At 46.6% G+C, this 12,740-nt stretch carries 12 protein-coding genes, 1 tRNA gene and 1 riboswitch; of the genes, 5 read left to right on the top strand and 8 right to left on the bottom strand.

What is annotated here, in order from left to right; translation table 11 throughout:
* Positions 1-58: 58 nt before the first annotated feature.
* The 8 genes from AC07M6_RS00995 to AC07M6_RS00960 form a co-directional block, all read right to left on the bottom strand.
* Entirely contained in the window at positions 59-874 is an 816-nt protein-coding gene (locus tag AC07M6_RS00995; RefSeq protein ID WP_494886815.1) for an SDR family oxidoreductase, read from the bottom strand.
* Positions 875-902: 28 nt separating this feature from the next.
* Positions 903-1,733 carry a 5-dehydro-4-deoxy-D-glucuronate isomerase gene (gene kduI, locus AC07M6_RS00990; protein ID WP_494886813.1) on the bottom strand — a complete coding sequence of 277 codons (831 nt, stop codon included), beginning with the start codon at positions 1,731-1,733 and terminating at the stop codon, positions 903-905.
* A 199-nt stretch (positions 1,734-1,932) separates the two neighbouring features.
* Positions 1,933-2,130 (bottom strand): hypothetical protein, encoded by a 198-nt coding sequence (locus tag AC07M6_RS00985; protein ID WP_494886811.1) that lies wholly within the window; start codon positions 2,128-2,130, stop codon positions 1,933-1,935.
* 408 nt (positions 2,131-2,538) lie between these two features.
* Positions 2,539-3,189, bottom strand: a complete 651-nt coding sequence (locus AC07M6_RS00980) for a redoxin domain-containing protein (RefSeq protein ID WP_494886809.1) — start codon at positions 3,187-3,189, stop codon at positions 2,539-2,541.
* Between the two features lie 232 nt (positions 3,190-3,421).
* Positions 3,422-3,492 (bottom strand) — tRNA-Cys (locus AC07M6_RS00975).
* Between the two features lie 31 nt (positions 3,493-3,523).
* Complete coding sequence (locus AC07M6_RS00970; RefSeq protein WP_494886807.1) at positions 3,524-4,081, bottom strand: TlpA family protein disulfide reductase; 558 nt, start codon at positions 4,079-4,081, stop codon at positions 3,524-3,526.
* Positions 4,082-4,299: 218 nt separating this feature from the next.
* On the bottom strand, positions 4,300-4,935 hold the full coding sequence (locus tag AC07M6_RS00965; protein WP_494886806.1) for a peroxiredoxin: 636 nt from the start codon (positions 4,933-4,935) through the stop codon (positions 4,300-4,302).
* A gap of 171 nt (positions 4,936-5,106) precedes the next feature.
* Positions 5,107-5,225: riboswitch (SAM riboswitch) on the bottom strand.
* 647 nt (positions 5,226-5,872) lie between these two features.
* Positions 5,873-6,640, bottom strand: a complete 768-nt coding sequence (locus tag AC07M6_RS00960) for a hypothetical protein (protein ID WP_494886805.1) — start codon at positions 6,638-6,640, stop codon at positions 5,873-5,875.
* Between the two features lie 338 nt (positions 6,641-6,978).
* Between AC07M6_RS00960 and AC07M6_RS00955 the strand changes: the two genes are divergently transcribed.
* From AC07M6_RS00955 to AC07M6_RS00935, 5 genes are all read left to right on the top strand, one after another.
* Positions 6,979-7,530 (top strand): RNA polymerase sigma factor, encoded by a 552-nt coding sequence (locus tag AC07M6_RS00955; RefSeq protein ID WP_494886804.1) that lies wholly within the window; start codon positions 6,979-6,981, stop codon positions 7,528-7,530.
* Between the two features lie 14 nt (positions 7,531-7,544).
* The gene (locus AC07M6_RS00950) at positions 7,545-8,360 is read left to right on the top strand and encodes a zf-HC2 domain-containing protein (protein ID WP_494886803.1); all 816 of its coding nucleotides are present in this window, start codon (positions 7,545-7,547) and stop codon (positions 8,358-8,360) included.
* A gap of 15 nt (positions 8,361-8,375) precedes the next feature.
* Positions 8,376-9,245, top strand: coding sequence for a DUF4097 family beta strand repeat-containing protein (locus AC07M6_RS00945; RefSeq protein ID WP_494886802.1), 870 nt, complete (start codon positions 8,376-8,378; stop codon positions 9,243-9,245).
* Between the two features lie 18 nt (positions 9,246-9,263).
* Positions 9,264-10,079 (top strand): DUF4097 family beta strand repeat-containing protein, encoded by an 816-nt coding sequence (locus AC07M6_RS00940; protein WP_494886801.1) that lies wholly within the window; start codon positions 9,264-9,266, stop codon positions 10,077-10,079.
* A 141-nt stretch (positions 10,080-10,220) separates the two neighbouring features.
* A complete protein-coding gene (locus AC07M6_RS00935; protein WP_494886800.1) occupies positions 10,221-12,677 on the top strand; it encodes an outer membrane beta-barrel protein in 2,457 nt (818 codons plus the stop codon).
* The last annotated feature ends 63 nt before the right edge of the window (positions 12,678-12,740 follow it).

Raw genomic sequence — 12,740 nt, 5'->3', positions numbered from 1 at the left:
TTTCGCGCCATCGCACTAACCCGCCCGGCTCCATCGAAATGACATAAAGGATTAGTCTCTACACGCCCCCAAATATCGAGAACCCGCCATCTACACAGATCATCGATCCGGTTACAAAGGCCGATGCATCGCTTAACAGCCATACCAGCGCGCCAATCAATTCATCAGGCCTGCCGAAACGTTTGAACGGCGTTTGCTTAATAACTGCTTCGCCACGCGGTGTATAACCGCCTTCGGGTTTGGTTAACAGGTTACGGTTTTGTTCGGTTAAAAAGAAACCCGGCGCCAGGGCGTTCATACGGATAGTATCGCCGTAACGGTTAGCCAGCTCCACCGCAAACCATTGGTTGTAGCAATCAACAGCCGCCTTACCCATATTGTAACCCAATACCTTGGTAATAGCGCGTTTAGAGTTCATGGATGAGATATTTACAATACTGCCGCCGCCTGTTTTAGCAATCAGTTCGCCAAAGATCTGGGTTGGGATCACTGTTCCCCAAAGGTTTACTTCGGTAGTGCGTTTCATTCCATCCAGGTTCATGCTGAAGATATCCTGATCGGGCTGCAAAACACCTTCGGGCATATTACCGCCGGCTGCGTTTACCAAACCATCCAGGCGGCCAAACTCGGCCCATACTTTGTCTTTGGCAGCGGTTAGGTCTTCTATGTTTAAAACATCGGCAACCAAAGCAATGGCTTTACCGCCGGCCGCGTTAATAGCTGCCGCGCGTTCCTCGGCTATTTCCTTGTTACGGCCCAGTATGCCTACAGCACCACCGGCTGCCACAATACCATCAATAAACGATTTGCCTAAAATGCCGGTCCCGCCGGTCACTACAATTACCTTACCGGCTAACGAATAGTTATTTTCCACTATGTTGTGTTTCTTTTTTGTGTGATAATTATCTTAAATCAGGGATCGCTATCGGATCCATATCGGTATAATCCTGGTTTTCGCCGGCCATACCCCATATAAATTTATAGTTGCTGGTAGCGCTGCCGCTGTGGATGCTCCACGGTGGTGATACTACAGCCTCATGGTTGTTCATCATAATATGACGGGTTTCGTTACCCTCGCCCATATAATGCACTACTTTGTTGCCGGTTGGCACATCGAAGTAGAAATATGCTTCCATCCGGCGATCGTGTACGTGCGATGGCATGGTGTTCCATACGCTGCCTGGTTCTAAAATGGTTAAGCCCATTACCAGCTGGCAACTACGGATCCCATCCAGGAAAATGTATTTGTTAATGGTACGCTTGTTAGCGGTTTCGGTAGCGCCGGCATGTACCTTAACGGCATCTTCGTTAGTCATAAGTGCCGTTGGGTAAGTCATGTGGGCAGGTGCCGACAGGATAAAGAATACGGCCGGTGCATCAGCGCTGGCACTGGCAAATTTTACGCTTTTGGTGCCCTTGCCAATATACAGGCAATCGAGTTTATTTACGTTGTAAGCAGTACCATCAGCCGTAACGGTACCATCGCCGCCTACGTTGATGATGCCTATCTCGCGGCGCTCTAAAAAGTATTCGGCGCGCAGGTTAGGGTAATTGCCCAAATCCAGTTCGGTACCAAGTGGTGATGCGCCGCCGACGATCATGCGGTCGTAATGGGTATAAACCAGGTTAATTTGTCCCGGCTCAACAATGCCGTCCAGCAAAAAACGCTCGCGGATCTGCGTGGTTTGGTAAGCTTTAAAATCTTCGGGATGTACGCTGTGTATTACTTTCAAAATATAGAATTTTAGGTAAGTGAATTAGCTATGAAAAACTAATGCAAGTGTACAACACTAAGCATTAAAATCCAAACCTTTAAGCCGGTCAGGATAGCTTTCAGGATGCTTATTACCTGCAAAACGGCATTATTGCGCATAAAAAAAGCCCCTTAGCAGGGCTTAATGTAAGTACGGCTTACTGATACGTTAATTATGCTTAATCGATAACGTTGCCCGGCACCTTATTACCTGATATTTTTTCAAGGTAACCATTGCTGTTTACGGCATAGTGGGCGTTGGTAATATCATGGTTGTTTTTATATACAACCGGACTTTTCCCTGCTTTTGCAGTTTTTCTTAATAAAGGCAATACAACAAGGCCAAGCATTACCAGGGTATGGATTATTGTGATCATTTTAAATGGTGTTTGTTATACAATTGGTGCAGCTAATTTAATAATTATTATGCACGCATAGTATTTTTACGCTAAAACTATGCCATAAGTTTTTGAATTGATAAAAAAAAGCGATTTGCTTCCTATTTAAGGGATCTGAGTGGGTGATAGCTGAACGATAGATAAAAATACCACTTTTATTTGGTAATACACCCTACCAAAATGGAACACCTCTACATTTAATCATTGTAGTAAAAAGCCCCGTTTCCGGGGCTTCTGACCAAACAAACAATTATAAACCTAAAATTGAGAGAGCTCTTTAATTCCCTGTGTCATTTCGACCAGCGGGAGAAATCTTATACACCATACCTATCGCGCGTAGAAGATTTCTCTCTATCGTTCGAAATGACATGTTGTAAGAATTAGTACTTACGCCGATTTCTTCAAATTCCCCGATAAACTGGCGCCGTAAACAGCCGAAATAATTTCCCGGGTGGAGATGGTTTCGCCCAGATCGAGGCTTACCTGATCGTACACTACCTGTTTATTGGCATCCAGCACATAGGTGGCCAGCAGCGGCACATTGGTATCAATACCCGAAAAACGGTTCCATACCGGGTCGCTGTCGGCATAAATGCGCAGGCTTTGGGCTATTTCATAATTGGCGTCAAAATAAAAATTAAGCGACAGGTTATTTTCCCATACCAGTTTTTCTAACGCGGGTTCTTTTTCGGCTGTAATAATGAGCAGGTTGCCCCCACTGGCCTTAATTTCGGACTGGATAGCGTTCAGTTGTTTTAACTGATCCAGCCCGTGCTGCTGCCATTGCGGCGAGTAAAAACTAATCACCAGCGGTTTGCTGAGCAATTGCCTTAACAATATGGCGCCATGTGTTTCGGCACCGTTAAAAAAGTGCTGCCATCGGGCATAGGCCGCCTGCAAAGTAAACCCCGGCAGGTAATTACCGGTACGTACCGGCCTTAAGGGCTTGTACGGGCGAAAAGTTATATCGGGTTCGGTAACAATTTCGGACAGATCGAAAAAAGGATATTTTGTATTGGGGATAGTAGTAGCTAACATGATGTATTTTGATAATAGAAATTAAACGTATAGCCTTCCGGCCGATTTATTCAGATGATGTCAACCGGGCTACAACAGCGGCTTAATCCGTAAATGGTGTTAAAATATTTCATGTTCTGATCTTCTTTACAAATGTATACTAATTCCATAGACTTTATAGTATTTATTAAAACTTTTTTTCCTCTTTTTATAAAATATCAAATTCAATAACATTTCGATTTGATTTTTTGAGAGGTCAGAGATGGAGTTGAACCACCGTAGAAGGTTTTGCTAACCTCCGCCTCACCACTCGGCCATCTGACCGTATCCCCCCAGCCCCCTAAAGGGGGAGTCTTTAAACGCCGGTTTTGTTCACCAGCGCATTAATTATCTTTACCATGGCCTTAAACTCGGCAGGGTCATATAAACGGGTAAGGTATACAATGCGGCCGGTTCGGTCAATCACTACGTTGCGGGTTACGCCGCTCTTTTTATCGGCATAACGTCCAAATATATCAGCGCCGGGGTCAAGCGCCAGCGGGTAAGTGATCTTCATATCCTGCTGGAATTGTTTAATCTTATCAAGCGGTTCATCGCGGTCAACGCCAATCAGTATAAAATCCTTATCCTTGTTGGCTTCCCAAACCTCCTTTTGCAGGTGCGGCATTTCCTGGCGGCAAACCCCGCACCAACTGGCCGTAAACTGCAACACCACTACTTTGCCCCGCAATTCTTTTAACGATGTTTTTCGCCCGTCCGATAATACCAGTTGGTAATCATCGGGTGCCTGATCCCCTACCTTTACCTTATAGCCACGGTCAATATCGGCTGTTGCCGGTTTTGGCGGGGCGGTTTGTGCCAGGGCTAATAAAGCGCTGCCGGCAAATAGTGCGGATAATAGTAATTTTTTCATATTGTTGGTTTGATTTGATCAACTCCCCCCAGTCTCTCCGCCTGATACCGGCGGAGAAGACTTCATAAAACCTTGCACAGTTTTACTTTACTAAAGGAGACACGTATATTTTTAGCCCCTAAGCCCCCCGGCCCCCTAAAGGGGGAGATTTTTAAAGCCTTGCACAGCTTTACCTTCCATCCTCCCCCTTTAGGGGGCCGGGGGCTTGGGCTTTGGTATTACTTATTCGGCTGCGGCGTTAGGCGCAGATAAGGTTTGATCACCGTATGCCCTTTCGGAAATTTAGCCGGGATATCCTCGGTTTTAATAGATGGCAGCACCACCACCTGCTCGCCGTCTTTCCAGTCGGCCGGGGTGGCTACGCTGTGGTAAGCGGTTAACTGCAGGGAATCTATCACCCGTAAAATCTCTACAAAATTACGACCGGTTGATGCCGGGTAAGTAATGATCAGTTTGATCTTTTTATCCGGCCCGATGATGAACAGCGACCTTACCGTGGCGTTCAGCGACGCGTTGGGATGGATCATATCGTAAGCTTCGGCTATCTTGCGGTCTTCGTCGGCAATAATGGGGAAAGTTACCTCAACGTCTTGCGTTTCGTTGATATCCTTTATCCATTCCTTGTGCGATGCTACCGAATCTACACTCAACGCCGCAACCTTTACATTGCGTTTGGCAAATTCTTCTTTCAGGGCTGCAGTACGGCCCAGTTCGGTAGTGCAAACCGGGGTATAATCGGCCGGGTGACTAAACAATACTCCCCAGCTATCGCCTAAAAAATCGTAAAAATCTATTTCGCCCTGGCTGGTTTTGGCTTTAAAGTTTGGCGCGTCGTCGCCTAATCGTAAACTCATGTCTTTCGTGTTTAAATGTGTGATATAAAAATTTGTTAATGGGTTGCTTACCTCAAAACTAATTAATATCACTTTATTAATTGTTATCTTAAAATTAATGTTTGATGTTGCTTGCTTATCCGCGAAAGCCGAAAGAGAGAGAACCGTATAACACGGCGGGTAGTATTCACTCGCTTATCTTTCCCCGTTTGGTAACGGAGCAGGAATTAGCACCTTATTACCGCCACACAGGGCCGGTACAGGTTGCCAAGACGTCTTCGGGCCTTTCCCTCAGTCTTTCTGGATAAGTAAATAAAGAACGATTACGGCAACAAATATACGGGCCGTTTTTATAAAAACAAATAAAATCTATAGATTTAGTAGTATTTATTTGAAATACATTGATTATCAGCAATATATTTTACTTATTGTCATTGCGAGGAGTCAGAGAGGGCTATAGTGTGAAGGGGACAACGTGGCAATCTCGTAGTCTGTTTAACCCCAATGCAACTAATCTCTAATCACCAATTAACAAATCTCTTTTAGTGCGTTACCTGCGGCCCGCGCTATCCGCTCATACTGCACAGGGCCTTAGCCGCAGGGCCGGTATCCGCTCCTATCGCTAACGCGGGGGTACACAGATGCATTCGCCCGGCTCCAGCCTATCAGAGTTCGGAAGATTAAAAAAAGAGGGGGATTGTGCGATTCCCTCCCATCGGGAGGGTGTAGGGAGAGGTTTCATCAAGCGTAGAAACCCCTCCCTGCCACAACACAATCAGCCGCACCCCTCCCCGTGGGAGGGAACTAAGAATCTTCCGGACACTTGTGGCCTCCGGCCGGGCGGCTGCATGAACAACTGCGCAAAAGAGTCGCTCGGCGACATCTTGGGTATATTTACTTTGTTTTAGTTAACGCATATGCAAAAAATCGCAATACGAAGGCATCGTTCTAAAAATTATTACATGGAGTTATCTATTGGCCATGCTATAGGGCTGCCGTCGGGGATTTCCAAGAGGTATGCCCAGCTCATGCCGGTAACCGTACCTCCGTTAAAGCTATAATAAGACATCGTATTAGCGCCCTTGATCAGGCGTTTAAAACCGTTGTCCAAAAGATATGTTTGTTGATCAGGCATGTCGCTTACTCTTACCAGGCGGGTAGATGGGGTTGCGATGTCGGGGCCCGAGGGGATATCATCAAGGCTGTCGGCTACCCGTGCCTCGGTATCGCCGAAAAGGCTGATATAAGTTGCAGGATCTTTGATATGCCGCTTCTGTCCGCGATCCATAAGATACATGGCATTTCCAGCCATCACGCGGTTTCCATCCACGGGGACCCAGGCGATGGGCGAGCCCAGGCCGCGGCTATCCTCCCTGGGATCCTGGGAAGGACTTGGCGTATCACTTTTGAAATTGCAATACAGCATGGTTTGCGGATTGGCGATATGACGGCTGCCTGATGATAGATCAGAGCTCCAGTCGTCAAAGTAGAAATCAGGCCCCCAGTGGAAAATGGGGTAACCGCCTTTTGGGATCGGTCTACCGATGTCAATCATATTGTGCTGGGAAAAGCTGATTGTCCAGATGAAATCCCAATTATTGAACATGGCATTATAGGTTTCCACGTCGGGAATGTGGCGCGCCTTGCCCTCATCAACAAAGTAAACCTCGCCGTCGTTGGTGTTGCTAATTTTGATCCGTAATCCATTGAGTTTGTGATATAACATAATTTTGGTTTTAGGGTGGGTATAGTGTTAAACAAAACTATAATAAGTATTGAGATAACGGTGGCACAAACAGGTCGGTGCGCAATTTTGTCGCAAAAGGGTGTTCACGGTGCGTTCACGGATGTTCTCTCACTATTGGCGTGAGTATCGTGAACATGCCAAAGCTACAGTACTGGAATAGGTTGATTATCCCGGATATCGCCCTCCCCTATTATCAGCGCAATCAACTAAATCAAATAAAATTAACGGTTCACACATTTTTTCCTAAATTTCCTGTAACCATTTTTTTTAACCGGAGTTTACAGAGCTATATATGAATAACCATAATACAAAACGCATTGGATAAGCTGACCGACAATGCGATTATGCTTAAGGTAAAGGCCGGCGACCTGGACCGGATGGGGCTGCTGTTTCAGCGCTACCATCGCCAGCTATATGGTTTCCTTTACCACATGACCTACCAGCGCGAGGCCAGTGAAGATATGGTGCAGCAGGTATTTTATAAAATGCTGAAGTACCGCCACAACTTCACCGGCGCAGGCGAATTTATCCACTGGATGTATGCCATTGCCCGCAATGTGCTGAAAGACCAGGGTAAACGCAAAAAACTGGTGATGGCTAAGGATAGCGTAGAGGATATGGCCGACTGGATCCCGGGCAGCACCAATATAGAGGAGCAGCTGGACAGGAAGCAGGCAGCACAGGGCTTACAGCGGGCCATGAGCCGGCTGAGCGATGATGAACGCGAGATACTATCATTAAGCAGGTTCCAGGAGCTAAAACACCAGGAAATTGCGCAGATAATGAATATTAGCGAGGGCGCGGTTAAGGTGCGGGTGCACCGGGCTTTATGCCAGCTAAAAGAGATATACACAAAAATTGAACGTTAAACAGAGATACGACGATGGATTGCGAAAAATATGAAGCACTGTTTACCGGCTGGATAGATCAAAACCTGCCACCGGCCGAGCGCCTGAAGCTGGAACAGCACCTGAGCGGCTGCAAAAGCTGCCGCGAGGAACTGGCCGCTATGAAGGAACTTTGGATGGAAATGGGTACAATGGAAACCCCTGCCCCATCAGCACATATGCAGGTAAAATTTCAGGCTATGCTGGATACTTATAAGGAAGAAGTAGCCGGCAAAAACAGCCTGTGGACCGGCATCAGGGAAAAAATAAGCACGCTGTGGCAATGGCAGCCACGCATGCCGATGGCTTATAACCTGGTAATTGTTTTGGTAAGCTTTGCCTGCGGATACTGGGTATTCAGCATGGGCAAAGGCAGCCAGCAGAATAAGCAACTGGCCGAATTAAGCGACCAGGTGCACGAGTTGAAACAAACCATGATGCTATCCATGCTGGAAAATCCATCAGCATCCGAGCGGATCAAGGGGGTGAGTTATACCAGCGAGATCAAGCATGTAGATCAGCAGGTGATTGATGCGCTGTTAGCCACGCTGAATAATGACCCGAATGTGAACGTACGCCTCAGCACATTAGATGCATTGACCCAACTGGCCAACCATCCGGAGGTTAGGGCGGGGCTGATCAAATCTATCACCGAACAGGAATCGCCACTGATGCAATCGGCCATTGCAGATGTGATGCTGAAACTACAGGAGAAGCGTTCGGTAGGCTCGTTTAAGGAATTACTAAAACAAAAAAACCTGGACCACGGTGTCCGCAACAAGATCAAAGAAACCATTAACAGTTTAATTTAAAACCAATAACATATCATGAAAAAATTAATTTTAATCGCGCTTTTAGCGGGATGGGGCCATGCTTATGCCCAAAAAAAATCAGGCGGTCCGGAAGTTACGGAACACATCAGCAAGCAATTCACCTTGCAAAAACCAGCTGCAGGCAGCGTGCTTGCCCTGTACAATGTATTCGGCAGCGTGAAGGTGGAGGGTTACAGCGGTAACCAGGTTATCATAGAAATTGACCAAACCATTATGGGCGACAAGCCAGAAGATGTGGAATTAGCCAAAAAGGAATTTAAGCTGGGGTTCGATCAAAAGGCCGATAGCATTATTGCCTATACCGCCGCCCCTTATGATAGCCGGCCGCATGATCGTGGCTCGCGTTATCATGATGATAACGAAAGGCGCCACTATATTGTAAAACTGGAGTATACCGTTAAAGTGCCCAATAATATGAACATCAGGGTAGCCACCGTAAACAATGGCGATATGTATGTGAAGGATGTATACGGCGCTTTAAAAGTGGGCAACGTAAACGGGCCGATCACTATTGTAAACGCAAAAGGCGCAACCGACGCCCGCACCGTAAATGGCCCCGTAATTGTGAACTACCTGGCTATCCCGCAGGATGCATCCAGCTACTCTACTATAAATGGCAAAATGGAGGTGACTTACCCGGCTAATTTTGAGGCTAACCTGCAATTTAAAAGCATGAACGGCCAGTTTTTTACCGACTTCCCCGATACCGAGGTATTGCCTACCGAAATTACCAAAACCGAGAGTAAAAACAATAACGGCACTATTTATAAAATGAATAAAAACACAGCCATACGTGTAGGCAAGGGCGGCAAGCTTTTCAAGTTTGAAACTCTTAATGGCAACATATACATTAAAAAATCCTAATTTAACATTGATAAAAATATGAAAGCACTAAAATTTGCAGGCCTGGCCATTGTTGCCTTAACGCTAAGCACCCGCCTGCAGGCACAAAACACCCAACAACTGGTAGTACCGCTAAGCGAGCCCGGCAAACCGTTTAAATTGAATGTAGATATCGTAACCGGATCTATAAAAGTAACTGTATACGATGGCAAGGATGTTATCATTGATGGCCAGACCAGCCATCCCAAACGCGAGGAAAAGGATAACAAAAGCGGCATGAAACGCATAACCGGCGGCGACGACCTGGACATTTTTGCAAAGGAAAAAAACAACGCGGTAAGTATTGGCACCGGTATGCCCGGTAAAAACATCAGCCTTACCGTTAAAATACCGCAGGGAGTTAGCAATGTAAAACTGTACACCGTAAACGGCGGCAGTATTGTAGCCGATGGCATTAGCGCCGATGTGGAGGCCAATAACACCAACGGCGCTATTAAGCTCAGCAATATGTCGGGTTCGGTAGTGGCTAATACTACCAACGGGAATGTTACTGTCAGCTTTAAATCTATCGATGCTAAAGCAGCCATGGCCTTTACCACACTGAACGGCAACGTGGATGTAACCTTCCCCGCCGGCCTGAAAGCCAACATCAAGGCACGGTCTGACCAGGGAAATGTATACAGCGATTTTGATATGGTGACTGAGAAAAGCCCGGCCAAATCAACCAAAATTGCTAAGGAAGGCATGTACCGCATCACTATCGAAGATTGGGTATATGGCAAAATTGGCGGCGGCGGCCCCGAGTTTTTGTTTAAAAACATGAACGGGAATATCTATATCCGCAAGGCGAAGTAATATCCTTGATCAGTCATCCCGAATTTATTTCGGGACCCCACATGCAAAGTAACATGCTAAATGGCAACTCTGCATGTGGGGTGCTGAAACAAGTTCAGCATGACCTGCTTTTTCTATCCTTTCACTCCCACTCTTCAAAAAATGAAAACACGTATTGCGGCTTTTTTAGTCGCCTGGCTATGCCTTGCTCTAAATTTTGCACAAGCCCAATCACCGCAGGGAAAAATAAGCGGGCAAGTGCTGGACGCAGCAAAAAAACCTGCCATAGCAGCTACGGTTGCATTGGTTAAATTCAGTGATTCCTCGACCGTAAAGACCACGCTGGCCGACGCGCAGGGGCGCTTTGTGTTCGATAAGATAGCCGCAGGCGATTACCGGGTAAACATTACTGCCGTGGGTTTTCAAAAATACCGCAGCGCAAAGATCAGTCTGAATGAAACCACAGCCACGGTAGAATTGCCCAACGTAGTATTAAAGCCCGGTACTTCAACACTAAAAGAGGTAGCCATTGTAGCGCAAAAGCCTTTTATCGAACTAAAGGCCGACCGCACAGTAGTGAATGTGGCAGCCAGTATCACCAACGCCGGGACCAACGCGCTGGAGGCTTTGGAGAAAGCGCCCGGGATAATTGTTAATGATGACGGCACCATCAGCTACAAAGGCAAAACAGGTTTACGGATAATGATAGACGATAAACCCACCTACCTGTCGGGCGAAGCGCTGGCCAACTACCTGCGTTCGCTGCCTGCTTCGGTGTTGGATCAGATAGAACTGATGCCAAACCCTCCCGCTCAATATGATGCATCGGGTACAGCAGGCATCATCAATATCAAAACCAAACGCTTTAAAATAAAAGGCTTCAATGGTTCGGCAGCCGCGAGTGTGGGGAGGGCAAAGTATATGCGTACCTCCCAAAGCTTTAATATGAATTACCGCGAAAACAAGGTCAACTTCTTCGCGCTGGCGGGCTACAGCGTGCAAAACAATTATCGCCGGCTTGACGTGGGCCGCACTTACTTCGACGCGTCCAACAATATTAAATCATCCTATACCGAAGTGGCCTTTTTTAACCCCAGCACCTACAATACCAACGTAAAGACCGGGATGGATTATTACGTATCGCCCAATACTACCTTAGGCGTAGTGCTTACCGGCGTGATGACCACGGGCAATAATTATAACCCGGTAAACAGCGTTTTACGAAACAACACGGGCAAATTAGATTCGTCGATCGTGGCCAATAACAACACCAATTATCACTTCAAAAACGGCGGCATCAACCTTAATTACAGCCACCAGTACGATAGCCTGGGCCGCAATATCACTGCCGACTTTGACTATATACGCTATAGCAACTACCGCGACCAAAGTTTTATGAGCGCCAGTTATAACGCTTCTGGCGCTTTGGGCAGCAAACAGGATATTATTGACAACCTGCCTAACGGCATCAATATCTGGTCGGCCAAAAGTGATTATACATTACCGCTTAATAAGAAATCGAAGCTTGCCTTTGGCCTGAAAACAAGCTATGTGAATACGGATAACGGGGCTAATTATTTCAACATCATCAATAACGTAAGTACGATAGATTATACCCGCACCAATCGTTTCCTGTATAAAGAGAATATCAATGCCGCCTACATCAACCTTAACCGCGATTTTAAGCGCTTCTCGTTACAGTTAGGTCTCCGCGCCGAGAATACCCGCGTAAACGCCCACCAACTGGGTAACGCGCTGGGGCAGGATTCATCATTCGTGAAAAATTACACCAACCTCTTCCCTACCGGTTTTGTGTTGTATAAATTGGATTCTGCCGGGTCTAACAGCCTGAACCTATCGTATGGGAGAAGGATAGAACGCCCCAGCTACCAGGATCTGAATCCTTTCGTCATCATCCTCGATAAGTTCAGCGCCTTTTCGGGCAACCCTTTCTTAAGGCCGCAATTTGTTAACGTTTACCAGCTGAGCTACAGCTATAAAAGTAAGTTGATATTACAGGCATCGTACAATTATGTGACCGATTACCAGGTGGAGTACGATTACCAGCAGGGGGACATCTTCTTCGCCAACCGCATCAATTTAGGCAGTCGGGAAGAAACCGCTTTCGGTGCCATCTTTAACCTGGAACCTGTAAAATGGTGGAAGTTCTATATGGATCTGGAATACAACTTTGCCCGCTTTAAAGGCCAGTTGGGTAGCCTGCCAATTAATACCCCCACCAATTATGCTTTTATGAACAGCACCAGTCAGTTTAACCTTTCGCACGGATGGAGCAGCGAACTGAACGTGTTTTACGTGGCACCCAATCACGATTCGCAGTTCACGCACATTGCCCGCGAGCAGGTGAACATCGGCCTGGCAAAAAAGGTATTGAATAACAACGGATCGGTGAGGTTATCTGTGCGCGACCTGTTCAAAGGCAACTATTCGGCAGGTAACATCAATAATGTACCGGGTGCAGCTATCACCTATCATAACGATAATGGCAACCGCAGCGTGAACCTGGCGTTCAGTTACAACTTTGGTAAAAACGCCAACATCCCCAAAAAGCGGCAAACCGGCAGCGCCGAAACCGAGCAGAAAAGGGCGGGGAATTGAGTGAATGTGCAGATGCGGGAATGTGCAGATATGCAAATAAAAAGCGCGTTTTTTACATTTGCA

It is taken from the genome of Mucilaginibacter sp. GW821-FHT07H05, from assembly GCF_059418485.1.
This window is presented reverse-complemented; position numbering and strand designations above follow the sequence as displayed.